We start from the raw sequence: 25,258 nt of genomic DNA on the forward strand, positions 1-25,258 counted from the left end.
TTTCGGGCATGAGTATTCACAATTTTCAATAATTGAACAAGTATGTTTTCCACCATCTATCTAATATTTTTAAAAGCTCCGAATGCTTTAGGCATAAACGGAGCTTTTGATCAAAATCGCTTTTAAAATCTCGCTTTGAACATTTACTGCTTTAATAAGTTTTCAATAATCATTTGGGCTGTTTGACGAGCAGAAAATGGATTTTGACCAGTAATCAAATTACCATCCTGAACCACATACGGCGCAAAAGGAATAAATTTTTTAGAGTAAATTGCCCCATGTTGTTTCGCTACCTGTTCAGCATTGTAAGGTACTTTTTTTGCGACACCCGCAAATATCTCTTCGCTCCATGCAAAACCAGTTATTTTTTTATCTTTTATCAGATATTGTCCATCTGAAAGACGAACATTCAATAGCCCACAGTAACCATGACAGACACTAGAAACTATGCCACCTTTTTCATAAATGTTTCTGGTCATTTCTTGAAGTTCGGCATTATTTAAAAAATCCCACATCACGCCGTGCCCACCCGTGTAATAAATTACATCATAGTCTTCCCAATTGATTTCAGATGGTTTTTTAGTATTTTCGAGTAGTTGCATAAATGTTTGATCATTTTTTCTTTTCAAAACGGATTGATCAGCAACGAAAAGTCCTAATGATTTTGGCTCAATTGGAGACTTACCTCCCAGAGGGCTAACAATATCTTGAATATAATTTTGTTTTTCAAACTCATCATATGCATGGGTCAGCTCACCTAACCATAGACCTGTAGGCTGATCAATTCCTTCATATTGAGCAACATTAGTGACAACGTGCAATATACGTTTTGACATATTTTACCTCTGCTTTAGCATTATTTTTTAATCTTGCTTTTGCATCACTATAAGTCTAAAGTTAACTTCAATGTCAAGAGGAAATCAGTAAAATGAATATTAGCGAATTATCAAAACAGAGCGGTTTAACTACACCGACGATTCGTTATTATGAACAAATCAAACTGTTGCCTAAAGCAAAACGTAAAGCGAATGGTTATCGAGAGTATAGTGATGATGACCTCAAACAGCTTTTTTTAATTCAGCAAGCTCAACAAGTTGGTTTTTCACTTACAGAAATTAAAGCATTTTTGCCATCAAATGCGGCAAATTGGGACCACGATACACTTATAAGCATTCTAGAAAGTAAAATTAAAGACATTGAGGAATTAGAACAAAAACTAGCAACAAGTAAGCAAAACCTAAAAATGATGATTTTTGCAATCAACAATAAACCAGATGAAATTACTTGTGCAGAAAATGCCAAGCGATTACTCAATCTATATTATGAAAATGATAAGAATTAATACGTTATTAAGTTTAGTTATAAAGCAGTTAAATAAATTGGCGTAAAATATCAAGTGATATGGCGGTTTCCATCAAGATCATACATTAACTTTGCTCAAAAATAGCGCTACGCCCCATCATTAGGAAATAGCGATGAGCAGCAAAAATAGTGAAAGATCACAGCCAAGCGATATTTACTTCAATTCTGGTGATTTGAAATGCAGTGCATATTTATATCGTCCAGAGCAGAAATCCCCATCCCCAATTATCATCATGGCTCATGGGCTTGGTGGCACTCGAAAAATGCGTCTAACTGCTTTTGCCGAACGTTTTGTAGCAGCAGGATATGCCTGCCTTGTTTTTGATTATCGGCATTTTGGGGACAGTGAAGGTCAACCAAGACAACTTTTAGACATTAACCGCCAACTTGAAGACTGGAAAGCTGCGATAGCTTATGCACGTCAATTATCAGGAATAGATCATTCAAAAATTATTTTGTGGGGTTCATCCTTTTCTGGAGGACATGTTTTAGCTACTGCTGCCCAAGATGCACATATCCGTGCGGTCATTTCTCAATGCCCATTCACAGATGGACTTTCGTCAAGTCTAGTCATGGATCCAGTGACTTCGTTAAAACTCACGACTTTGGCATTGCGTGATCGCATAGGTGCTGTACTGGGAAATGAACCTGTTATGGTGCCTTTATCCGCAACACCTGGTAATACGGCACTCATGAATGCAGCAGATGCACATTCAGGTTCACTCGAATTAACTAAATATGATCCTGATTATAAAAATTATGTCGCAGCCCGCTTTGCCTTTGACATCATTCGTTACTATCCCGGACGTCAATCTAAGAAAATAAAAGCCCCTGTATTATATTGTGTTTGTGAAACCGACAGTGTTGCACCTTCAAAAGCAACTTTGCGTTATGCCAATCAAACCCCTCAAAAAGAAATTAAACGCTATCACTATGGTCATTTCGAAATTTATATCGGTGACGCATTTGAGCATGTAGTGAATGATCAAATTAATTTTCTAAAACGAACAGTTGCTATCTAATCGAGTAAAAATCATGAATAAATATCAATTAAAAGATAAAGTTGTCGTCATTACTGGTTCAACAGGTGGCTTAGGTCAAGCAACAGCACAGGAATTACGCGATAAAGGTGCTAAGTTAGCGTTACTAGATTTAGATTTAAATAAAGTTACGCAGCAAGCAAATGACTTAGGTGGAAGTAGTAACGCAATGGGATGGCAAGCAGATGTTTGCTCTTTAGAAAGTTTGGAAAATGCGATGGCAAGTGCGGCAAAGCATTTTGGCAAAATTGATGTCGTCATTGCCAATGCAGGTATTGGGCGTCCTGCATCATTAGAACATATGGCACCTGAAACATTTGAGCTAACAATTGATATTAATCTAACAGGTGTATTTCGTACATTTCGTTCTGCACTGCCTTATGTAAAAGAAACTCAAGGCTATTTATTGGCAATTTCGTCCTTGGCGGCATTTGTACACTCCCCTTTAAACACGCATTACACCTCAAGTAAAGCGGGTGTTTGGGCATTATGTGATAGTCTGCGTTTGGAACTTAAACATTTAAATATTGGTGTTGGAAGTATCCACCCTACTTTCTTTCAAACACCGATGATGGATGCTGTGCAATCAGATCCAGCGGGTAAAGCAGTATGGAAAGGCAATACAGGGATTTGGAAATATGTAGCCATTGAAACCGTGGTCTCAGAACTGGTTGAAGGTATTGAGAAGCGTAAAGATATTGTGATTGTACCCAAAACTAATAAATTTGTTGCCAAAGCTCCGGGATTGTTTCGTAACATTATTGAGCTGATCGGATTCAATCAAAAACAACTCAAACAAACAATGTGGCTGGCAGAAAAGCAGGATTAAAATCAGATCAATTCATTGAATTTATATTGAAAGATTCCCTTTCTTGCTGTGGTGTTTTACCCGACCATTCTTTATATGCTCGGGTAAACGCACTATGTTCAGAGTATCCGAGTAACAGAGCAATATCTATAATTTGCAATCTAGGATCGATTAAATAAGATTTTGCTAATTCATAACGCACTAGATTTAATTCTTTGCGAAAATTTGTGCCAACTTCAATTAGTCGCCTTTGTAATGTTCGACGTGACAAATGTAATCTTTCAGCAAGCTGATCAATCTCTGGCTCACCTAGATGCAGTAAATAAGCAATCTGCTTACGAACTTGTTCTATAATTTCTTCGACTTGTGGTAGACGTGCTAGCTGTTGATCAGCATGTTTATCAAGTATAGCCATCAAAGCTGTATCAGGGCTTTTTAAAGGTAAACTTAACATTTCTAACCCGAATCGAATTAATGGAACCTGCTGTTCGAAAAGAACAGGACAACCAAAGTATTCTTCATAAGCTCTAATATCTGCGGGTTGTTCATGAATAAAATGAACCGCTTGTAAACTTTCTTTACCGCGAATTAAGCTTCGAGCAAACTGCACCATCACCGTTCGACCAGTCTCGTCGACTAAACCACCTTCTTGATGTTCACTAACATCCCAAGTTAACTCTACACAGTCAGCAAGTAGTTGAATATTTGCAGGCATAACATCAAAAATAAGCCTCTGATAACGTTCAAAACGCTGTACGGCTGTAAAAAAATTATTACAAGTGGAAAGTACCGCGCCAATGATTCCAAGATGTCTCGCAGTAATCGTTTGTCCCACATGCAAGCCAATCAATGGATCATTTAAATAAGCTTTTGCAATTTGTAATAAGTTTTCCCAATGTTCAATTGCAACGCCACCGAGACCATTTTCGTCAGGAATAGGCCAAGGCTCACCTAATACTTTTTCTGGATCATGTCCTTGTGCTTCCAGATATTCAAATAGTAAATGAACATAGGTTTCTGGAATCATTCTTCGATGTAATGGTTTAGCCAACCCTTAGATCTCATTGTTATTTTATCGTGGCGTAAAGTATCAAATAGATTATTCAAAGCTGTCAAGATCATCAGCATAGCACTTGATATTTTTGAACTTATTCTACACTTTAGAAAGCTACGATGATTTGATGCACAAACAGCTTGACCTTAAACCTCACTTTAAGCATAGCATTGGACTCAGGTAATTCATGAGGAACCTGTCATGTTCAAAGCTTGGAATATTCGCAAAGGGTTAATTCCTATTTTTACAGTTGTTTTTGCAAGTAATTATGCATATCCATCTGAAACAGCATATCAACTTCACCAGACAAAACAAAATGGAAAAATTCTAGTGGTCATGACTAATCATGCGACTTATCCAACTCGAACAGATAAAACAGGATTATGGCTCACAGAACTCACCCATTTTTATGATGTTGCCGAAGCTGCTGGCTATGACATGGATTTTGTCAGTCCACAAGGTGGTGGTGTTCCATTGGATGAACGTAGTTTAAAATCTATTTACTTAGATCGTAGTGCTAAAGCCCACTTAGCCGATCCTCAATTTATGCAACGTCTGAAAACAACATTGGCACCAAATACAATTGAGCCGAAAAATTATAAGGCGATTTATTATACGGGTGGTCATGGCACAATGTGGGACTTTCCAAATAATAAAGAGCTGAAAAATATTAGTGAAAAGATTTATCAACAAGGTGGAGTTGTTTCTGCTGTTTGTCATGGGGTTGGTGGATTATTGCCATTAAAAGATGAAAAAGGCAAACCTCTGATTGCAGGGAAAACAGTAACAGGTTTCGCCAATATTGAAGAAACACTTTCAGGAATCAAATCCCAAGTCCCTTTTTCTTTACAAAATGGATTGATTGATCGTGGTGCAAAATATAAACGTGCTTTTCTCCCCTTTAGTTCTTATGTCATTACAGATGATCGAATTATTACTGGACAAAATCCTCAATCGAGTAAAGCTATTGCTGAAGCAGTCGTGAAAAAATTAAAAAGTTTAAATTAAGTTTTCATATTGATATTTAAAAACCAGATTCACGAAATCTGGTTTTTGTGATTAGTTGTCTCCAATATTTTTATTTTTAAAGTTTTTAATTTTAATTTTCTCATTTTTATTAAAAATAAGCTTGACCTTAAACCTTACTTTAATCTTAGCATTTCAGTGAGATCTATAGGAGTCATATGATCATGTTTAATCTTACTCATTTAAATCGTTCTATTACTGCAATATCAATCAGCCTATTTTTAGGTATTTCTACTCAAGCAGCAGAAAATAATTTAACCCCTAGTACGGTAGCAAAAACAATGAGCAATAATACGCAACCCACTACAGTCGTCGAATTTGGCCCATATAAAGTCAATGTGCCTAAAGGTGGTTATTATGATCGTTTTCGGATGAATCCTAACTTAGACGAGGTTGCAAAAGACCCAGCTGCGGGAAATATTGATTACTTTAGAACTATTCCTAAAAAACTAGTTGAAACACGAGTGGGAAAAGTTTGGTCTCCAAATTTTTATTACCGTACCAGTAATGTACAACTCCTCATGTTGGCACCTATAAATAAATTAAAAGCAAAACTACCATCCCCACTTGAGCCTTTACAACCATTCCCAGGCTATGGTTTAGTTTCGCTGACTTTCTTCTCATATGCGGTTGGCGATGTTGATCCTTATGACGAGGTTTCTATTGCGATCGTTGTTCGCCAACCAAACGCTCATTACTTTCATTCGACTGAATTATTAAGCTCAATGAGAAAGCATAATTATTATGGTTATGTACTTGCCTTACCCGTGGATACAGAGATTGCACGTGTGCGTGGTGTGTATGGGTATCAGTTGCCGAAATGGTTGACGCCAATAGACATGAAAATTGATCATCAACAGGTTCAAGCTCATATCTATAATACGGACGGAAAACCTGATCTCAGTTTAACTGCACCAATACCAACTATTAAGAACGTCAAACCTCAATCACGCATCGAAACCAAGACGATGTTTAATCAAGTCGATGGTCAATGGCATCAAACTTCTGTGCAATCAAATACATTGGCTTTTGGTCAAAAGTTATTTCCTAAAAATGTCGAGCTAGTTCGTAGTGGTGGTCCTCTGAGCAAATTACTAGATGAGCTAGGTGCAAACAAAGTACTACGTTTAGATGTCGTCAAAGATGCACAATTGGCATTGAATATGCCTATTCCGATGCCATCTTTAGATAAAACAAAAGATAAAACTAAAAAATAAATCCTTCACGAAAGACATTCTCCGATGAGAATGTCTTTTATATTAATCATAAATATTTATCTTAAACTTTAAGAATTATCCCTCTATTATTTCAATCTTAGTTAGACTAAATTAAATCCAATTACTAAATAAAAAAATTATCTAAAAACAAAATTTATATAAACATCCCTATGATTTCATATTTTAAATTAATCTTAAAAATTTTATAAAAAAGCCAGAAACATATTTAGTATATGTTTCTGGCGAGAAAATTAAATAACTTCATTTAAGTAATAATCAATGCACCTGAACCTTTGATTTGCGTTACGAGTTGATAACCCATTAATTTGGCTGGCGTATATGTTCCACCTTTCACTTTTTGTTCAAGTAAATAACGAACTACCGTCAGCGCACCATTCACCGTTAAGCTATAAGCATTTTCAGTTTGAATTCGTGCTGTTTTGATCTGTCCTTGAGCATTTCTAGCCTCACCCCATACATAGGTTGGGAGCTTGGCACGTAGCTCCGCATTAGGCCCAACAACTGATTTTCCAATTATAGATTTCATCATTTTTTGCATGACTTGAAGTTTTAATAACGGGCGCAAGCTATTCAACATTTTTGCACCAAAAATTACTTTTGGGGATGCAGGTACAAACACCTCGATATTAGCAATTCCTGTCGTATAAAATGCCGTAGCCACATCGCCCCAAGGTACACTCATTGCACTCTTTTGACCATCACCAAAATCAATCTGGCGAACATGGTGTGCTAAAGGTACTGTAATAATTTTTCCATTTTTACGGATTTTTCCACCATCAGCCATACCCTCGGTACTGGTTTTTGCAGTTCCGGGCGAAAGCCCTGTTTTAGAATCAAAACCCAATGCCAAATGAGTTGCATCTGGTAAGGCCTCTTTCAGTGCAGCTGCGACACAATCTGTTGGAATAACGTCAAACCCAACACCTGGACAGAGCACAATATTTGCTTGCTGTGCTTGAGCATCTAAAGACTGTGCCAGTTCAAAAACAGAAATCTCACCTGTAATATCTAAATAGTGCGCACCAGCATTAATACATGCTTGCATCATCGGCTTTGACGTTGATGAGAAAGGCCCTGCACAATGCATAACTAGATGCAGACCTTCTAACTGTTTGCTGATCTGAGTAACCTCATCTAGCCCAAAGGCACGAAATTCAAGACCAAGTTCCTGAGCTAATTCAGTGACTTTCGTTTGATTACGTCCTGCCAAGATAGGTTTTAGCCCTTGTCGCACAGCCTCTCGGGCAATTAGCTCACCCGTATAACCATTCGCGCCGTATATCATCCAATTTAAATTATTCGTATTTGTCATATGAAATCTCTGTTATTGATACGCAACATAATTACGCATATTGTTTTTATATTGGCGAGTACGACGTGCCATCGCAGCTTGCTGTAAAATCAATGCCCATAGAGGTGAAACTTTGGAATTGGTTTTTTTACCTAAACTTAGTTTACGCAACTGGAATTTTACTGTCGCCATATTGGCTAGAGAAGCCAATGTTTTATTTTCCCAAGTAATAGGTCTTAGCTCTGGTGCAATATTTTGACCTTGTTTCCATTGGTTTGGTAAATTAGGATCGATTGCCAAAGCGGTAGCTATTCCAACCATATCGACACCACTTTCAATCACTTGTTCTGCAATCTGTTTACGACGAATTCCACCTGTTACCATCACTGGCATTTTCGCGACTTTACGAATCTCTTGGGCAAACTCTAAAAAATAGGCTTCTCGTGCTAAGGTTCGTCCATCTCTAGCTTGACCTTGCATTGCAGGTGCTTCATAACTTCCACCTGAAAGCTCAACCAAATCTACAGGTAGTTCGTTCAACATTTTCACCACTTCTTGAGCATCTTCTGCACTGAAGCCACCACGCTGGAAATCAGCAGAATTCAATTTTACGGCTACCGTAAATTTTTCTGACACGACTGCCCTAACTGCTTTTACGATTTCAATCAAAATGCGAGCACGATTTTCTAGTGAGCCACCCCATTGATCTTGGCGTTTATTGCTCAGTGGTGATAAAAACTGACTAAGTAAATAACCATGTGCAGCGTGGATTTCCACACCATTAAATCCTGCTTTTTCACCTAAACGAGCGGTATTGGCAAAACGTTGAATGACTTCCTCAATCATCTCCTGTGTCATTTCAATCGGAAGATTGAAGCGATTAGACATTTTGCCTAGATCTAATGCAACAGCTGATGGTGCCCAAGTTTGTTGTCCCAAATTCGATTGCATTTGTCGACCGGGATGATTGATTTGCAGCCAAACTTGAGCACCTTTAGAGCGCCCAATTTGTGCCCAACGTTTAAAGGTGTCTAAATATTTTTCATCTTCTAATACCACACCACCTGGTCCAGTCATGGCACGACGATCTACCATCACATTTCCAGTAATGATTAAACCAACACCGCCATTTGCCCATGCTTGATATAAACGCATTAATGCTTCTGATGGCGCATGGTTTAGATCAGCCATATTTTCTTCCATTGCTGCTTTTGCAATGCGGTTTGGAATACGAGAACCATTTGGGAAAACCAGTCTTTCAAACACATTCATTTCTTGTGCCCTCATTTTGTATGGTTTTACTTTAAGATTAAAGTGAACTTTAATGTCAACCCATTTTAGGCACTTTATTCACATATTTTTATGGATTATGAAAATTGAAAAGGCGATCTAACTTATGAATCGATGCTTTTTTAAAACAATTAACATATATTTAAAGATAACTTTTATTTTCTCTTGAAAAATTTCTTATTAAATTACAAAGTCTTAATATTTTTACAATAAAAAAGTGCATGATCAACATGCACTTTTTAAGGGTTTAACGTTTAGCTTGTATTTACACCGCTACTCCGACAGTCTTTGCACGCGCTTGATGCAATTTCTTATAGCTATCAATCAAACGTAAATGACGATCAAGCCCTTCAAGTTTCATACTTGTTGGTGTGAGACCATAAAAACGAACATTTCCTTCTACAGATCCAATAACAGCATCCATACGTTCGTTACCAAACATACGACGGAAATTCGTTTCATAATCTTCTAATTCCATCTCATCATCGAGTAATACTTCAAGTACTACGTTCATGCATTGATAGAATAATCCACGTTCAACGGTATTGGTGTTGTATTGTAAGAAGGTTTCAACCAGTTCTTTGGCTTCTTCAAACTGCTCTAATGCAATATAGATCAATAGTTTGAGCTCAAGAATAGTCAACTGTCCCCACACGGTATTGTCATCAAATTCAATGCCAATTAAGGTCGCGATTTCAGTATAGTCATCTAATTCACATTCTTCTAAGCGCTCGACCAAAGCTTCAAGTTGAGCTTGATCCAAACGATGAAGATTTAAAATGTCTTCACGGAATGCCAAAGCTTTATTGGTGTTATCCCAAATTAAATCTTCGACCAAATAAATTTCAGAATAATTTGGAACTAAGATACGACATGCTGTTGCACCTAAATGCTCATAGACAGCCATATATACTTCTTTGCCCATTTCTTCCAAAATGCTAAACAATTCAGCCGCTTCTTCCTCATTTGAGTTTTCACCATCATTGGTGAAATCCCACTCGACAAAGTCATAGTCTGATTTTGCACTAAAGAAACGCCATGAAACTAAGCCACTTGAGTCAATAAAGTGTTCAACAAAATTATTTGGTTCAGTGACTGCTTCACTTTGGAAGGTTGGTTGAGGAAGATCATTTAAACCTTCAAAACTACGCCCTTGTAAGAGTTCGGTTAGGCTACGTTCCAACGCAATTTCAAAGCTTGGATGTGCGCCAAATGAGGCAAATACACCTCCCGTGCGTGGGTTCATCAGTGTCACACACATCACTGGGAAATCACCGCCCAAAGATGCATCTTTCACTAAAACAGGAAAACCTTGTTCTTCTAAACCTTGGATGCCCGCCACAATACTTGGGTATTTTGCTAATACTTCTTGAGGTACATCAGGTAAAGCAATTTCACCTTCTAAAATTTCACGTTTAACAGCACGCTCAAAAATCTCAGATAAACATTGAACTTGTGCTTCAGCTAAAGTATTACCTGCACTCATTCCATTACTTAGGTACAAGTTTTCAATCAGATTCGATGGGAAATACACAACTTCCTGATCTGACTGACGCACAAATGGCAATGAACAAATACCACGCTCTGTATTGCCTGAGTTGGTATCATATAAATGCGTACCCAGTAATTCATTATCTGGGTTGTAAATTTCAAGGCAATATTCATCCAAAATTTCTTTTGGTAATTTACCTTTCTGGCCCGGTTTGAACCACTTTTCGTCTGGATAATGTACAAATTCTGCATTGGCAATTTCTTCACCCCAGAACTGATCATTATAGAAAAAGTTACAGTTCAAGCGTTCAATGAACTCACCTAAAGCTGATGCCAAAGCACTTTCTTTGGTAGAACCTTTACCATTGGTAAAGCACATTGGTGATTGTGCATCACGGATATGCAAAGACCAGACATTTGGAACAATATTACGCCAAGATGCAATTTCGATTTTCATACCTAGATTCGCCAAAATACCAGACATGTTGGTAATGGTTTCTTCTAGTGGTAAATCTTTCCCTGCGATATAAGTGCTGCTTTCTGATGTCAGACTTGGCATCAACAGTGCTTGTGCATCCGCATCAATACTTTCAACTTCTTCAATGATAAATTCAGGACCCGTTTGAATTACTTTTTTAACGGTACAACGATCAATCGAACGTAAGATGCCTTGACGGTCTTTTTCAGAAATATCAGCGGGTAATTCAACTTGAATTTTGAAAATTTGTTTATAACGGTTTTCAGGATCAACAATATTGTTTTGTGACAAACGAATATTATCTGTCGGAATATCACGAGCTGCACAATATACTTTAACGAAGTAAGCTGCACATAATGCTGATGATGCTAAAAAGTAGTCAAATGGACCCGGTGCAGAACCATCACCTTTATAACGAATGGGTTGGTCAGCGATAACTGTAAAATCATCGAACTTGGCTTCTTGTCGAAGATTGTCGAGATAATTAACCTTGATTTCCATGCTGGCACCTAAATATTCTTATGTGTCAGCACAGACACATAAAATTTCAAATATTGATCAATAACCCGAATCGCGGATAAGAAATTGATTTAAAAAGAGTAGCTAGAGTCATTCATTCATCTGAACAAAAAACTGACTCTAGTCATAATGGGCGCTATTATAGAAGTATTTTATGTAATTGATAACTTTTGTCTGTTTTTCTAGCCTATTTATGAACAATTAAATCCGCCCTACTTCCAAGTATGGAATCAAATTATTGTCAAAATTTACACGAGGGTCCCCAGCAAAACTAATAAAACCATGCATTCCTGTTAGGCGTTCACCTTTATAAAATGAGTTCAGTTGATAGCGTGGGTCTTTATGAGATAAGGTAAAACTTACAACACCTATACCTATTTTTCTTGATAGTTTGTAGGCATCTTTGAGCATACGATGGTGTAAGACAAGCGATTCTGGGTGACATAATAACGTGTGTAATACATGATATTTCACTGAGTCACCTAATTTTGGTAGAGGCATACTTTTCGTAACAGATGTACAAAAATTATAAATAGGTCGCAGTGCACGAATTACTGGACTGTAATGCAAAATTTTGGTTTGCTTAATTCCATGTTGATCCCATAAACCAAACATACCAACGAGCTTTTTATCTTGAAAATACAAGATAAAATCTGAAAGTTTAATTCCTGAAAAGTATGAATGACCTTGTGCTAATTCTTCGAAGTTATAAGCAGGAATAAAATTATAATGATTCGACATTTCGGCAATAAAGTTATTCATTGCCGAAATGTGTTCTACATGCGCGACACAAGACTGAATGTTTTGATATTCATCTGGATTTTGAGTGATGCGCTTTAAGAAAGCTTTGATTTTTCTTTTGTTTCCTAAATGTGTCAACGTTAAAGTTTCGATAAAGCCTTCATCATAATAATCAGGCATACCTGTTTTCGCTGTTTGCATTGCTGCTCGAGCTGCATGATTATCATTGAAAATAATCATTTGGCTAAAATTAGGTTCATACATACTGATTTTCACATGAGCGCCTAAAGCCTTAACCAAAGATTTCCCTCTATAGTTTTGATCAACACGTAGATCGCTGGCATATCTTAGACTCTGTATTTGTCTATTGATATAACACGGTCGATAACCATTGCTATAACAGGCCACCTTTTTCTGCTGTTCCATATCCTCGATGACAACATGTAATTTATGTCTATACAGAATGTCCGAAGCGTTAAAATAGCTCGGTTCACGCTGAAAGCTAATCTGCACGCCTCTGGTTGTCATTGGAACAGCAATGAGCTGTCTTAAACCTTGATCATCCTCGAGTGTAGCTTCTCGCGTAATTAAGGTATTGTCGCGATGTTGTACTAAATCCATGTTCATTAATTATTGACCTGTTGATGATGTGGTGTTGACACTAAATCATTCAAACTTCCTATTTGATCTAGTAATTGATATACAAATACAACTTCGTCCTGTTGATTGACCGTTTTTTGAGTCTGGACATCCAATAACTTCTGTTCAGTATTGAGTAAATCAAATGTTGTTTTTGTACCCAGTTCAAATTCTTTACGCGTATAAACAAATGCGATTGAAGCTGCGTCAATTGCATTTTGCAGTGCATCTTTATTTTGACGAATGGTTTGAAGTTGTGCGTAAGTCGTCCGGATACGCTGATTCAAATCTAATTCCAGACTTTTGATTTTCTGATTAGCAAGCTCAATATCGACTTGAGCTTTATTAATATTTGCTCTATTGAGTCCATCATCATATAGCGGTACATTTAACTGAACACCAACCATATAATTATTACTTTCAGAACCGATATTGGTTGCTTCATGTTGAGCCCCTAATTTGCTGGTGAGCATTACTGTCGGCCAAAGTTCTCTTTTGGTTAAAGCGTATTGCTTTTCCGCCGCTTGTTTTTCAAATTTGGCTTGTATTAAAGCAGGATGATTTTTGGTTTTTGATAAAAGTTCATCGACGTTATTGGCAATGCTAGGTAATTGATTGATTGCAACCAAACCATCAGGGGCTGCCCCTGTGATTTGGTAAAATTGCGCTTCACTGATCGTTAAGTTGGATTGTGCTTGAGTAATATCTGCTTGTCCCTGAGCGACTTGTGCCAAAACTTGAGCCAAATCTGCACGTGTGATCATGCCCACATCAAAACGTCGTTGAGACTCATACAAAGAACGCTGCAAATTAGACATGGTTTTCTTTCGGAGCTCTAAAATCGCTTTTTTCTTGAGTACATCGGTATAGACCATCACTGTATTCAATATCGTTTCTGATCGTTGATCTGATAACGCTTCATTACGTGCTGAAAGCTGATTCTTCGCAACTTCAACACCTAAACGGTGTCGACCAGAAGTATAAACTGGATAATCCATTTGAAGTTGCAAACTACGACCTTTACGATTTCCTTCTGTTGGAAACATAACCATCGTCGGAGTTTCTATTTTTTCATAATCCAATTGCCCAACGAGATTGACTTTGAGTCCATCTCGTTGAGTTGCTTGATTAAGCATTGCCGTGGATTGATTGACACTTAAGCGACTTAGTTCTAATTGGCTTTCATGCCTTAAACTAGCAGAAAATGCATCATCTAAAGTCATCGCGTTCACTGAACTGGCAGCACAGCACAGGCTTAAATACACTAAGTATCGATACATACTTTTTTCTGGTCTAATTTGATTTATTCCTTTATTCATAGCCGTTCCAAACTATTTAAAGTAATTTTCTTTAAAGGTTCTGGCTTGATATTTCCTTCAATTAAACCATCAGACATCACCAACTTTTTATAAGCAGCCCAGCCATTATCTGCCTTACGAATTTGTGGTTGATCAAGTTGACCTAGATTACGCGCTAATTCGTAATGGAAGTTTTGACGCAAAATATTATCAATATATTCATGATCAACTGAGTGATGAATATCTCCTTCAAACAATACACAATAAAATGGTTTTGTGAGCTGCTGTGTATCTATAGCAAGCAGAGAAATCGCTTTAGATTCAGTATCATTTAGATGAGATAACAACTGTTGTGCAGTCTCTGGGGCAAGCTTTTCGCCGACTAAATCCACGCCAAAACGACGACCTTGAAATTCAAAGCAAGGCAGCTGTTCTAAGAAACCTGTGACTAATAAGCAATCGTCTAAACAATATCGTAGTAATCCATTACCTGAAGTAATAATTGGGCTAACAACATCACCTAATTTGAGTTCCCAAGACGGAATGATTTTTCCTTCATTTTCGCCCGCTAAGTATTCAAATTCATAGAAATGGCTTTGATATGCCAACGGATACTGACCATTATATGGAATAGTGACCACACCTTCTGTCGCCCAAAGCCCTTTACCTTCAAACTGAACAAATGGCAATCGCTGTTGTAGTTTTTCAGCCCAATCTTTTGATCCAGCAGTGTCCCAGCTCGATAACAAGCTCAATTTCGGCCATAATTTTTCAAAATCAATTTGGTGATCATGTGTAGCATTCATTAAACGCTTCGCACTTTTTGGACTAAATGGTGCTTTAACTTGTTCTAAATATGATTGGCGTGCCCCCCATGAACCACTATCAAGAACCTCAGCAATCTCATCTTGCATGGCTTCTAAACGGTCAAGTAATTGCAAGGCAAATGTTGGACTCCAAACAGAAATCATGGCTAAATTATGATTGGCGACCAAATAGCATAAAGTCGCAAATAAAGCATCATCAGCATTTGCAGCAAAAGCAACATTACTTGGAACAGCTTGGGTAAATTTAGAAAGTATACGTTTCCCAATACCTAACAAAGCACTGTCATCATTGAGATTTTTATCTTTTAATACTTCACGTTGACTTTCAGGTAACCACGAAACCGACCAATAGTGTGTACCACCCTGTAAATGCGGACATTTACGATACATACTCGCTAACCATGGTGCGATTGCATGATCAAGTTCATCTAAAAATAATTGGGTATAAGGAATAAATTTAATTTGTTCGCTTGAACCACTGGTCGGTTGAAAACGAATCAGTTTACTGCTTGAAAGTGATAATTTTTGCTCACGATATAGATTTATCTGCTCTCGCCAATCTGCATAACGTGAGGAAGAAAAATATTGTATAAATTGCTCATAACTTGAAATATTCTGTTTTTGCGCAAGATTTGATGATTTCAAAATTGAGTTCAATATTTGACGTTGAGCTGTCTCTAAGTCAATTGCATTTTTCCTAAAATGTTGATCTGCCAAATTACACCAACGCTTCAGAATAATGTGAGATCCCGTAGTGAGCCATTCTGTATATTTCATTTTGAGATACTCTTGCTTATTTTACGGTTAGTCCTGATGGCTTCATGTTTACCTTTACTTACAGGCTTTGTAATAAATCTCGCAGGGAAACGAGCCAAGTCTTTCCAACCTAATCGACCGATGCACGGTAATTCTGTACCAGTCGTCCAAGTTGGATTTTTTCTTTCAAAAAAGTCAATTTTAGGATTAGTTATTCTCATTTCTTCGGTAATTGGTGCGATTTCGCCTTTTAATGGTTGATAATCATCGCCGAAGTTTAATAATCCAACCTCTTTATCGTAATACTCCCCAAAGAAGTTTTCGCAATAATGCTCAATCACATTAGAAAGATGTTCATTTTCACCATTAACATGCGGATAATAAACATAATAATTATTTGCCAATAATAAATAAGTCTTATAACCCTTCGAGATTAGCAACCAGTAAAACTCATTGAATGGATACTTAACTCGGAGTTTAATAATAAGTTTCAACATGGTTGACTGAAGTGTTCTATTTCCCCAAAACTCTTTTAAAATTACAGTGTCCCCACTAAATAAAACGGTATAGTCTTTACCATTTAAATAAAAATGTTGAACAGCAACTGTAGAAAATCCAACCACTTCATCTGTTTTAGAGTTAAAAATCAGCATTGCACCACTTTTCTTTTTGAAATCATTTACAAATATTTCAAACTGAGTGTTCTCATAATATTGCTCATATATTGAGTACATCGCTTTTAGTCTATCAAGATCAATTTTCTCCATTTCAATATATTGACCATAAGTTGTTTCCTTATTATTCAAAATTGAAATAATTTTTGCCGTTGTATTAATCATAAGTCAGTCCATTAAATTTTGAATATGAAGATCTCTATCTCATTAAGAAATATAAAATTCATATAGATTTTTGTTTTAAGGAATCAAATGCTGAATATGTTCCTTTTTATTTTTAAATCATTAAAAAATGATTTTACCCTCTAGCTTAATTCATCTATATATTCATTTTTTTTGCCCTGTCCATAAAAATTGTAAGAAATGCGGTAATCACCATAATCATTGCAAGGATGCGTAATAAATCATTAAAACTTGATGTAAGTGCTTGATAATGAATGTCTCGATAAATAACACTCAATGCTATTTGCTGAGCATCTACTCCAATATCTTGATATTTAGCGGTAAGTTGATCTAATCGTTCTATAAACAACCAATTTTGCGGTGACATATATTGATTAAGCTGAGTTACATGTAATGCAGTTAGCCAATCAAGTGATGAGTTGATTAATGCTAATCCAACTGCACCACCAATATTACGCATAAGGTTATAAATACCACTTGCATCTGCAACTTTAGAAATTGGTAATGTACTCATCGCTAAATGAGATACAACAATTAAGCAGATCATTAAGCCAATACCACGATAAACCTGTGGCCAAAACATAAAGTCGTAATCACTCTGAATACTTAAATGTGAATTTAACCAAACACCAAAGCCAGCTAAAATCATTCCAACAAAAACTGTTTTGCGTGTATCAAAATTTGGAATTAACCATGCCAATAATGGTGCAAAGAAAAACATCACAATACCCGTAACCATCATAATATGACCAATCTGGCTACTATTCATTTCTCTTACTTGCCCAAGAAAAACAGGAATCATATAACCTAAACCGTATAATGCCATTCCAATAACAAAAGTAATGATCGAGCTTAATGTGAAGTTTTTATTTCTAAATACACTTAAATCTAATAATGGTTTTGGTTGTGTAAAACTGCGTGAAAAGAAGATAAAACCACCTGTGATACATACAACAAATGCAATTCTAACCCCCATATCCACAAACCAGTCATGACGTGCACCTTCATCAAGGAAATATTCCAAACCACCTAAAAACATTGCCATACCAATTAAAGCGAACCAATCCATCGTTTTAATCAAAGCATGATTCGGTTTATCAATATTTGGACCTGAAAAAATAATTGTGGCAATAATAATCCCTGGGATGATATTAATCAGAAACATCCAGTGCCATGAAAAATTATTGGTTAACCAGCCCCCAATTGTTGGACCGATTGCAGGACCCAAAGTACTCACCATTCCAAATACAACCAATGGGAGTGAACGTTTAACTTCAGGAAAAAGTAAAAATAAGGCAGTCATTGAGGTAGGAATCATGCCACCGCCCATAAAACCTTGTATCGCTCTAAAAACCAATAAGCTCTCTAAGTTCCAAGCCAATGCACACAGTAGCGAACTAATGGTGAAACCAATTGCACAGAGTGTGTAATAAATACGAGTTGATAAAATGCGAGAGACAATGCTGGACATAGGAATCGCAATAATTTCTGCAATTAAATAAACGGTTTGTACCCATGTCACTTCATAACGACTCGCACTCATTCCTGCCTGTACTTCATTCAACGAGCTGGCAACAATTTGAATGTCAAGAATCGCCATGAAATTACCAAAGATCATTGCGACAAAAATGATCCACGCGACTTTTGGCGCAAATTTCCATTCAGCGTCATTATGCTTATTCATTTTTTATACCTTTAAGACTTTATTATTATGTTCTTAAGTCCACGGTGGCACTAACAGACATTCCGGGCTTTATCAGCTCTGCATGGGATGTCGGATCTATAGAAATACGTACAGGTATACGTTGAACAACTTTATTAAAATTACCTGTTGCGTTATCTGGTGGCATCAAAGAAAAAGTTGCACCAGATGCTGGAGAAAAGCTCTCTATTTTTCCTGTATAAGTTAAACTTGGGTAAGCATCAACTTTAAGTTTAACAGATTGACCAATATGCATTTTTTCAATCTGTGTTTCTTTAAAATTCGCCTGAACATATAAACTATTTTCAGGAATAATCGCCATCAAACGGGTTTGTGGTGAAACACGTGATCCTTTTTGAATCGAAAGACTGCCTATTTTCCCAGAGACAGGACTTATAACTTTTGCTGAATTTAAATCAATTTGATAAAGATTTAGCGAGGCATGAGCACTTTGAATATCAGCTAAGAGTTGTGCCCTACTTGCTTGCATACTTCCTAGTTGTGCTTCTGCTGAATGAACTGTTGCCTGAGCCTTCGTTAATTGAGCTTGTGCTGCCAAATACTGAGATTGAATACCTTCAAAATTTTGTCGCGTGATAACACCATCTTTTAATAAATCTTGGTAACGAGAAAAGTCCTTTTTTAACCGAGATAAATCTGCTTCCGCTGCAAGCACACCACTAGTCGCTTCGGTAATGGTTGAACGTGCTGACCTTTCATTTTGTTGCTGAACAGCTAATGCCGCTTCTTTTAAATTGACAACTGAACGTGCTTGCTCATAACGCGCTTGATAATCACGATGATCTAAAATGGCTAAAGGCTCCCCTTTCTTTACCATTTGATTATCGCTAATCATTAATTCAAGTACTTCACCTGAAACTTTTGGCATTACCCATGTTACATCGGCTTGCACATAAGCATTATCAGTTGATTGATAAAACCGAAATACAAATAAGTAATACATTATTCCTATCAATAGGCATAACGTGAGTAAACTAAAAACAATCCAAGTTACTTTCTTACGCTCTTGGAAATTAATTTCTGTTTCCACCTGAACCAAGGCATCCATATTTAAATCCATGTACTTGTAATTTAAGGTTTTTATTTTAACCCAAGTCTATATGGGTAATTTTTATAGCTTTTGTTTAGAACAACTAAACAAATCACTATAAATATCAAATTGGCGTAAATTATCATTCTTAGAGTAATAAAATGTCATTGACCGTGATTTCAGTGAACAAGTGTTTTTATGTCAATCATATTTACCTCAAAAATATTATAAAAGTAAAGATCTATACTTTTATTTTTACAGTTATATATCTATATAAAATTCAAAAAATATAAACTATAGTTTTGATATTTAATGGAAAAATAAATTTAAATACATTTTAAAAATTTGATTTAGAACTCTTTTTCTTCATGAATTTTTCCTATGTTTATAACTAGAAATTTGTAATATTTACCGGTTATAAAAATGTAACTATGAGCAAAAATTGAATCTTTATAGTTTTGCTTTTTGATTTTAATTACTTAAATTGTCGTTTAGATGACAGTTTTGTGCATATAAATTACCTAAAGTAGGGTGGCAAGGAGGAAGTAATATTATTCAAATAAATATGTTGTAATTCTTTAATTTATAGGAATATTACAATTATTTTTTATAAGTTATTCGATTTAACCTAAGTTTACTTAGATTTTTGATATTTAACTTAGGCGCACATAGTACATCAAAAATATCAAATTTCAAAAAATATCACCAAAAGGAAAAACGGTTCATGGATTCAGGATTGATCACAATATTTTTACCTATTGCTCTAGCAATTGTTATGGCTGGTATGGGCTTAGAATTAACACTTAAAGACTTTGCAAGGGTCAGTAAACATCCCAAAGCTGTTTTGATCGCTTTATTCTGTCAGCTCATTTTATTGGTGGGTATCGCATTCTTAATTTGTAAGATACTCGCATTACCACCACTTTTAGCCGTAGGTTTGATGTTATTAGCTGCATCACCTGGCGGTACCACTGCCAATTTATTTAGTTATTTGTATAAAGGCGATATTGCGCTCAATATTACTTTAACTGCTATCAACGCAATTGTCGCAGCGGTCTTTCTTCCCTTTATTGTCAACTTTTCAATTTTACATTTTATGAATGAAGGTCAACAAGTTGGTCTACAATTCACCAAAGTTTTACAGGTTTTCTTAATTATTTTAGTGCCTGTATGTATTGGCATGCTTATTCGTCACTATGCACCTCACCTTGCTGAAAAACTAAATCGTCCTGTGCGTATTTTTGCGGTGGTTTTTCTGCTGATTATTATTCTAGGTGCAATCATTAAAGAGCGAAGCAATTTGGTTGATTATATTGGTCAAATTGGTCTGGCAACTGCATTATTCTGTGCAATCAGCTTAATGGTTGGTTATTTCGTTCCGCGTATACTTGGTATTAATTCATATCAAGCACGTGCCTGTGCATTTGAAATCGGGATTCATAACAGTACTTTATCCATGACGATAGCACTTACCGTTATGGCAAGTACCACCATCGCGATGCCTGCTGCTGTATACTCAATTTTTATGTATATTTTCGCGACTATTTTTGGTACGTTGATTACTCGATTTGAAAAATAAAAATATATAAATTATTAATAAATATTAATTTTTATAAAATAAAAGCGTATATCACTATACGCTTTTTTGCGGTCTAATTTTACTGACTTGCTCTAATCGAGCTTTCAGTTCAAATCCAGACCATGCTTTTGGTTCAGATCGTAGTTCTGCTCGTTTAACCAATTGAATCAGTTTTTGATTAATTGGTGCATTAAGATTCAAATGTTTCGCTAAATTCACAATCTCGCCGTTGATCCAATCGATCTCAGTTTTTCTACCAGCCATTAAATCATCTGCCATCGAAGAACGTGCAAGCGGATCGATAGCGAGCATTTTTTTACTGATAATCTTAAAAACAGCATTCGGTAACTTTAAAATTTTAGGAATAAATTGTGCTGGAATTGGGGTCAGTTTTGCTGGTTTAATTTTAGCGATTTTTAATAAACTCAAAGCTTCTAATTGAGCAAGTGCTAAACACTGACGATATTCTCGAATAGATAATTGTTGCTTTAATGGAAGCTGTGAAAGTGCATTAATTGAATTATTTAAATTCAATAATAATTTTGCCCATTGCACAGCTTGCATATCCTGCTCTAGCTGAATTTCTAGCTTTGCTTTTTTAAATGCACGCACCAATTCATCTAATTGGGCATGGCTTTTGACATACAAAGCCCCATCCGTTCCTTGATGAAATACACCATTTCCTAAAGCTGCCACATTAAAAGGTACCATACCTTCAAGGATAGTGTGCTCAGTGAGAATTTGTTTTAAAATCCCCACATTGCTTAAGCCATTTTGAAAACTGATAATAATGGTCTTTTTCTTTAAAATATCTTTTAATTCAAAAGCAACTTGTTCAGTAGATGCTGATTTTACACAAACCAAGATAATATCTGCATGAGCAACTTCATTCGGATCAATAGTCATGTGTAATTGATTTGCAGCAATGCTTTGCTTGAATCCGTTGTAATCTGAAACGGTTAAACCGTATGTTTGGAGTTGCTGTTGAATTTTAGGACGAACAATAAAATCTATGTCATAGCCAGCAGCAACCAACCTACCTCCAAGATAGCATCCAATACTACCTGCACCATAAACACATATTTTCATCGATGATCCTTAAACATCTCATTTCCACTACCACTTTCTTAACATAATCAAAATTTAGAACTTGTCAGCTAGCTTACAAATTTTAAAATTTGCTAAAGAAAAAGCCCAATATTGAATTGGGCTTTAAACTCATAAAACAGATTACGCGTTAAGGTTTGGATCAGCCAATAAAGTTTCAGCGGCAAGTTTACCTAAATTATTAGAAGCTAATGGACTATCGCCTGTTAACAGTTTTCGATCTTGGTGTACTTGCCCTGTAATTCCTTTATTTAAGATTTCTACGCCAAGTTTTTCTAAATTTTCACCGACGAGCCACGGCAATTGTCCTGGCATATATCCAATATCAATATTGGCACCTTTATCTAATGAATCTGGAAAAACACAGACTTGATAGCCTTTAAAAATATAATCATTTGGATTTTCATCAACTGCGGCTGCCAATAAAGAAGCTGGACCATGACATAAGGTAATCACATATTTGTCATGATCTACTGCCCATTTTAATAAAGCCTTAACTTCTTTACTTTCAGGGATTTTAGCCAAAACACCGTGACCACCAGGAATAAAAATACCAGCATATGGTGAATCAGCACTTAAAGCTTGCTCTAAAATCTCAGCCAATTTAAGTGGAGATTTCAGTTGTTTTTCATACTTATGATAAGTATCCAAAACCACTTGCTCTTCTTTTGGCATTGCCCACATTTCAAGTTTAACTGGATTCCCTGAAAGTGTTGCAACATCAAAGGCAAAACCAGCATTGTCCAAATGAAACATTGGTAACAACATTTCTACGGGATGATTTCCTGTAGAAAAGAATTTCTCATTTTGCATCAGGATATAGCGTTCATCCGTAGCAATCATAAGAATCTTTTTATCACCTTGATAGGGATTGGGATACGTTGTTCCATCATAGTCTGTTTTAGGAGCTGTATACTGACTTAAAGAATAAGGTGATGGAAAAAAAGCATTATCTTCTGCTAAATCTGGGGTTGGGTTGCGATCATCTATATTTGTTGTCATCTTCAAATTCCTCGTAGGATATGTTTGATTTACATATTGCTTTTCTAAGTGATCATTCTCAAGCTTGATGTATAAATAGGCATGGAATGAATACGATCAGGCAAAATTACGATTTAATTTCGAGTACCACTTTTCCAATATGTTCGCTGCTTTCCAGACATTGGTGTGCTGCTGCAACCTCTTCAAATGCAAAAGTTTTATAAATAATTGGTTTACATTGATCTGTTTCGATTAATGGCCAAACAAACTGTTCCAGTTCTTGGGTAATTTTTGCTTTTTCATCATTGGTTCGAGCACGCATCGTTGAGCCAGTCACCACAGCGCGTTTGAGCATGAGTTCTTGAATATCAAAGCCATCCACTTTTCGACCGCCCATAAATCCAATAATTACCAGTCGCCCATCTCTTTTTAGCAATCTCAGATTTTGATTAAAATAAGCAGCACCAATAATATCCAAGATCACATCAACCCCTTGCTGATCTGTAAGTGACAAAATTTCTTGTTCAAAATCTTGCTTCTTATAATTAATAACTGTCGAAATAGAGCTTAATTTTTCAGCTTTCTCATCACTTCCCACCGTGGAAAAAGTTTGAATCCCCATAGCATGACATAAACTCAAAGCTGTAGAGCCAATTCCACTCGCTCCTCCGTGAATCAGAACAGTTTCGTTCTTTTTCAATTGTCCGATCTGAAATAGATTTGCCCATACGGTGAAATAAGTTTCTGGAATAGCTGCTGCTTCAACAAAGCTCATATTTTTTGGAATCGCTAAAGTTTGATTTGCTGGGACAGCACAGTATTCCGCATATCCTCCACCATTGGTCAGCGCGCAGACTTTATCACCGACTTTAAATTTTTCTACTTTTGAACCAATTTGTGAAATGATCCCAGCAACTTCTAATCCTAGAATCTGCGTTACGCCTTTCGGCATCGGATACAATCCTTGTCGTTGCAAAATATCAGGGCGATTGATCCCAGTGGCATAGACTTCAATCAATACTTCATCTTCTTTAATCTCAGGTTTGTCACCGTGCACAACTTTTAGAACTTCAGGACCACCAGCTTCAGTAATTTCAATATATTTCATTTGTTCTCTACTATTTTGATTCATGACTTACTCATTCCTTCTCTATTTACTTCAGTCTGATTAGGAGAAAAACCAAACTGCTTTTTAAACTCTCGACTAAATTGAGATGAGCTTTGATAACCAACAGCATAAGCTGCTTGAGCAACGCTTTGGTTTTCGTTTTGCAACATTTGTTTTGCCTTATGCAACCGCGTAACTTTTAGGTACTGCAAAGGTGAATGCAATGTGACTTGTTTGAATGCCTTATGAAATGACGAAATACTCATATTGGCTTGTTCAGCAAGCATTTCCACTGTTATTTTTTCTGTAAAATGATGTTGAATATATTCACAAATTTTATAAATGGGTCGTAAATTGCCTTGAGCGACTAATCCTTTTAAAGTATCTGCACCTGAATGTTGAATCACTCGGTACAATAATTCTCGTTTGATTTGTTCACCTAAAATCAAGCTGTCTTGTTCTGAACCTAAAGTTTTTAATAGTCGTATTAAAACATTTGAAATTGTTTGATCATATTGAATTACACTCATGCCTGTGGTGAGTGGTTTAAATTGCTCATTTTCAAAATATGTTTTTGCCAACAACTCATTTACCGTATCCGCCTCTAGTTTCATGCTGACAGCAATCATAGGCAATTCAGGACTCGCAACCGTATCACAATCAAATGGCATAGACACAGAGACGATTAGGCATTCACCTTGCTGAAATGCATAGGTTTCAGTTCCGATATAACCACGTTTACTGCCTTGTAAAACAAAAACCAAGGTCGGTTCTTGCAATACGGCTAATGGTGGTGTGTTGTGATCTACACGCATCAAAGTGATGCCATCTATCGCCGTAACAAAGAAGCCTTCTTTAGCAACAAGTTTTAGAAAAAGTGAAATAAGTATTTGATCATTCATCATGTTTCATCTGATGATTGTAAATTTGATCTTTATTATTAAATAGAAAAATCAAAAAAGATGTTAGTTTTATGCAGGATTAGACATAGGAAAAAGAGTTTTGTGAAACCCAG

21 protein-coding genes are annotated in these 25,258 nt (G+C 36.3%); 6 read left to right on the top strand and 15 right to left on the bottom strand.

The features are described 5' to 3' along the window. Positions 1-143: 143 nt before the first annotated feature. Positions 144-836, bottom strand: coding sequence for a type 1 glutamine amidotransferase domain-containing protein (locus IEV17_RS00260; RefSeq protein ID WP_004662166.1), 693 nt, complete (start codon positions 834-836; stop codon positions 144-146). 92 nt (positions 837-928) lie between these two features. Here IEV17_RS00260 and IEV17_RS00265 point away from each other — a divergent pair, with 92 nt between their 5' ends. From IEV17_RS00265 to IEV17_RS00275, 3 genes are all read left to right on the top strand, one after another. Continuing rightward, a complete protein-coding gene (locus IEV17_RS00265) occupies positions 929-1,342 on the top strand; it encodes a MerR family transcriptional regulator (RefSeq protein WP_004662168.1) in 414 nt (137 codons plus the stop codon). Positions 1,343-1,475: 133 nt separating this feature from the next. Next, entirely contained in the window at positions 1,476-2,384 is a 909-nt protein-coding gene (locus IEV17_RS00270) for an alpha/beta hydrolase (protein WP_004662170.1), read from the top strand. Positions 2,385-2,397: 13 nt separating this feature from the next. Next, on the top strand, positions 2,398-3,231 hold the full coding sequence (locus IEV17_RS00275) for an SDR family NAD(P)-dependent oxidoreductase (protein ID WP_004662172.1): 834 nt from the start codon (positions 2,398-2,400) through the stop codon (positions 3,229-3,231). A 7-nt stretch (positions 3,232-3,238) separates the two neighbouring features. On the opposite strand, the gene IEV17_RS00280 is transcribed toward IEV17_RS00275, so the two are convergent. Next, entirely contained in the window at positions 3,239-4,237 is a 999-nt protein-coding gene (locus IEV17_RS00280; RefSeq protein ID WP_034601388.1) for an AraC family transcriptional regulator, read from the bottom strand. Between the two features lie 228 nt (positions 4,238-4,465). Between IEV17_RS00280 and IEV17_RS00285 the strand changes: the two genes are divergently transcribed. Together IEV17_RS00285 and IEV17_RS00290 are read left to right on the top strand one after the other, a co-directional pair. After that, the gene (locus IEV17_RS00285; protein WP_004662176.1) at positions 4,466-5,272 is read left to right on the top strand and encodes a type 1 glutamine amidotransferase domain-containing protein; all 807 of its coding nucleotides are present in this window, start codon (positions 4,466-4,468) and stop codon (positions 5,270-5,272) included. 182 nt (positions 5,273-5,454) lie between these two features. Then, positions 5,455-6,507 (top strand): acetoacetate decarboxylase family protein, encoded by a 1,053-nt coding sequence (locus IEV17_RS00290; protein ID WP_004662178.1) that lies wholly within the window; start codon positions 5,455-5,457, stop codon positions 6,505-6,507. Between the two features lie 265 nt (positions 6,508-6,772). On the opposite strand, the gene IEV17_RS00295 is transcribed toward IEV17_RS00290, so the two are convergent. From IEV17_RS00295 to IEV17_RS00335, 9 genes are all read right to left on the bottom strand, one after another. After that, positions 6,773-7,840, bottom strand: coding sequence for a saccharopine dehydrogenase family protein (locus tag IEV17_RS00295; protein WP_004662180.1), 1,068 nt, complete (start codon positions 7,838-7,840; stop codon positions 6,773-6,775). A 12-nt stretch (positions 7,841-7,852) separates the two neighbouring features. Further along, positions 7,853-9,091: an NADH:flavin oxidoreductase/NADH oxidase family protein gene (locus IEV17_RS00300; RefSeq protein WP_004662182.1), complete on the bottom strand. Its 1,239-nt coding sequence runs from the start codon at positions 9,089-9,091 to the stop codon at positions 7,853-7,855. A 283-nt stretch (positions 9,092-9,374) separates the two neighbouring features. Beyond that, positions 9,375-11,579, bottom strand: coding sequence for an OsmC domain/YcaO domain-containing protein (locus tag IEV17_RS00305; protein ID WP_004662184.1), 2,205 nt, complete (start codon positions 11,577-11,579; stop codon positions 9,375-9,377). 219 nt (positions 11,580-11,798) lie between these two features. Next, on the bottom strand, positions 11,799-12,965 hold the full coding sequence (locus IEV17_RS00310; protein WP_004662186.1) for a hypothetical protein: 1,167 nt from the start codon (positions 12,963-12,965) through the stop codon (positions 11,799-11,801). Continuing rightward, positions 12,965-14,257 carry a TolC family protein gene (locus IEV17_RS00315; RefSeq protein WP_227554452.1) on the bottom strand — a complete coding sequence of 431 codons (1,293 nt, stop codon included), beginning with the start codon at positions 14,255-14,257 and terminating at the stop codon, positions 12,965-12,967. The genes IEV17_RS00310 and IEV17_RS00315 overlap by 1 nt, the downstream gene beginning before the upstream one ends. 35 nt (positions 14,258-14,292) lie before the next feature. Beyond that, entirely contained in the window at positions 14,293-15,879 is a 1,587-nt protein-coding gene (locus IEV17_RS00320) for a GH3 family acyl-acid amido synthetase (RefSeq protein WP_004662190.1), read from the bottom strand. Next, complete coding sequence (locus IEV17_RS00325; RefSeq protein WP_171062441.1) at positions 15,876-16,664, bottom strand: hypothetical protein; 789 nt, start codon at positions 16,662-16,664, stop codon at positions 15,876-15,878. Before IEV17_RS00325 ends, IEV17_RS00320 begins: the two co-directional genes overlap by 4 nt. Positions 16,665-16,851: 187 nt before the next feature. Then, on the bottom strand, positions 16,852-18,399 hold the full coding sequence (locus tag IEV17_RS00330; RefSeq protein WP_004662194.1) for a DHA2 family efflux MFS transporter permease subunit: 1,548 nt from the start codon (positions 18,397-18,399) through the stop codon (positions 16,852-16,854). Between the two features lie 25 nt (positions 18,400-18,424). Further along, positions 18,425-19,486 (bottom strand): HlyD family secretion protein, encoded by a 1,062-nt coding sequence (locus IEV17_RS00335; protein ID WP_004662196.1) that lies wholly within the window; start codon positions 19,484-19,486, stop codon positions 18,425-18,427. A gap of 706 nt (positions 19,487-20,192) precedes the next feature. Here IEV17_RS00335 and IEV17_RS00340 point away from each other — a divergent pair. After that, positions 20,193-21,047, top strand: a complete 855-nt coding sequence (locus IEV17_RS00340; RefSeq protein WP_004662198.1) for a bile acid:sodium symporter family protein — start codon at positions 20,193-20,195, stop codon at positions 21,045-21,047. Between the two features lie 54 nt (positions 21,048-21,101). Here IEV17_RS00340 and IEV17_RS00345 read toward each other — a convergent pair whose 3' ends face one another. The 4 genes from IEV17_RS00345 to IEV17_RS00360 all read right to left on the bottom strand — a co-directional run bounded on the left by IEV17_RS00345 (position 21,102) and on the right by IEV17_RS00360 (position 25,148). Further along, positions 21,102-22,136, bottom strand: coding sequence for a 2-dehydropantoate 2-reductase (locus tag IEV17_RS00345; protein WP_004662199.1), 1,035 nt, complete (start codon positions 22,134-22,136; stop codon positions 21,102-21,104). Between the two features lie 141 nt (positions 22,137-22,277). Continuing rightward, on the bottom strand, positions 22,278-23,156 hold the full coding sequence (gene hchA / locus IEV17_RS00350) for a glyoxalase III HchA (RefSeq protein ID WP_004662201.1): 879 nt from the start codon (positions 23,154-23,156) through the stop codon (positions 22,278-22,280). A gap of 106 nt (positions 23,157-23,262) precedes the next feature. After that, positions 23,263-24,267 carry an NAD(P)H-quinone oxidoreductase gene (locus IEV17_RS00355; RefSeq protein ID WP_004662203.1) on the bottom strand — a complete coding sequence of 335 codons (1,005 nt, stop codon included), beginning with the start codon at positions 24,265-24,267 and terminating at the stop codon, positions 23,263-23,265. Then, positions 24,264-25,148, bottom strand: coding sequence for an AraC family transcriptional regulator (locus tag IEV17_RS00360; RefSeq protein WP_004662205.1), 885 nt, complete (start codon positions 25,146-25,148; stop codon positions 24,264-24,266). The genes IEV17_RS00355 and IEV17_RS00360 overlap by 4 nt, the downstream gene beginning before the upstream one ends. Between the last annotated feature and the right edge of the window lie 110 nt (positions 25,149-25,258).

It is taken from the genome of Acinetobacter modestus, from assembly GCF_014636095.1.
Taxonomy (GTDB): Bacteria; Pseudomonadota; Gammaproteobacteria; order Pseudomonadales; family Moraxellaceae; genus Acinetobacter; species Acinetobacter modestus.

Bases quoted from the DNA above. Each gene is read 5' to 3' on its own strand.
- IEV17_RS00260 (WP_004662166.1), bottom strand. From the start codon at position 836: ATGTCAAAACGTATATTGCACGTTGTCACTAATGTTGCTCAATATGAA.
- IEV17_RS00265 (WP_004662168.1), top strand. From the start codon at position 929: ATGAATATTAGCGAATTATCAAAACAGAGCGGTTTAACTACACCGACG.
- IEV17_RS00270 (WP_004662170.1), top strand. From the start codon at position 1,476: ATGAGCAGCAAAAATAGTGAAAGATCACAGCCAAGCGATATTTACTTC.
- IEV17_RS00275 (WP_004662172.1), top strand. From the start codon at position 2,398: ATGAATAAATATCAATTAAAAGATAAAGTTGTCGTCATTACTGGTTCA.
- IEV17_RS00280 (WP_034601388.1), bottom strand. From the start codon at position 4,237: ATGATTCCAGAAACCTATGTTCATTTACTATTTGAATATCTGGAAGCA.
- IEV17_RS00285 (WP_004662176.1), top strand. From the start codon at position 4,466: ATGTTCAAAGCTTGGAATATTCGCAAAGGGTTAATTCCTATTTTTACA.
- IEV17_RS00290 (WP_004662178.1), top strand. From the start codon at position 5,455: ATGTTTAATCTTACTCATTTAAATCGTTCTATTACTGCAATATCAATC.
- IEV17_RS00295 (WP_004662180.1), bottom strand. From the start codon at position 7,840: ATGACAAATACGAATAATTTAAATTGGATGATATACGGCGCGAATGGT.
- IEV17_RS00300 (WP_004662182.1), bottom strand. From the start codon at position 9,091: ATGAATGTGTTTGAAAGACTGGTTTTCCCAAATGGTTCTCGTATTCCA.
- IEV17_RS00305 (WP_004662184.1), bottom strand. From the start codon at position 11,579: ATGGAAATCAAGGTTAATTATCTCGACAATCTTCGACAAGAAGCCAAG.
- IEV17_RS00310 (WP_004662186.1), bottom strand. From the start codon at position 12,965: ATGAACATGGATTTAGTACAACATCGCGACAATACCTTAATTACGCGA.
- IEV17_RS00315 (WP_227554452.1), bottom strand. From the start codon at position 14,257: ATGTATCGATACTTAGTGTATTTAAGCCTGTGCTGTGCTGCCAGTTCA.
- IEV17_RS00320 (WP_004662190.1), bottom strand. From the start codon at position 15,879: ATGAAATATACAGAATGGCTCACTACGGGATCTCACATTATTCTGAAG.
- IEV17_RS00330 (WP_004662194.1), bottom strand. From the start codon at position 18,399: ATGAATAAGCATAATGACGCTGAATGGAAATTTGCGCCAAAAGTCGCG.
- IEV17_RS00335 (WP_004662196.1), bottom strand. From the start codon at position 19,486: ATGGATGCCTTGGTTCAGGTGGAAACAGAAATTAATTTCCAAGAGCGT.
- IEV17_RS00340 (WP_004662198.1), top strand. From the start codon at position 20,193: ATGGATTCAGGATTGATCACAATATTTTTACCTATTGCTCTAGCAATT.
- IEV17_RS00345 (WP_004662199.1), bottom strand. From the start codon at position 22,136: ATGAAAATATGTGTTTATGGTGCAGGTAGTATTGGATGCTATCTTGGA.
- hchA (WP_004662201.1), bottom strand. From the start codon at position 23,156: ATGACAACAAATATAGATGATCGCAACCCAACCCCAGATTTAGCAGAA.
- IEV17_RS00355 (WP_004662203.1), bottom strand. From the start codon at position 24,267: ATGAATCAAAATAGTAGAGAACAAATGAAATATATTGAAATTACTGAA.
- IEV17_RS00360 (WP_004662205.1), bottom strand. From the start codon at position 25,148: ATGATGAATGATCAAATACTTATTTCACTTTTTCTAAAACTTGTTGCT.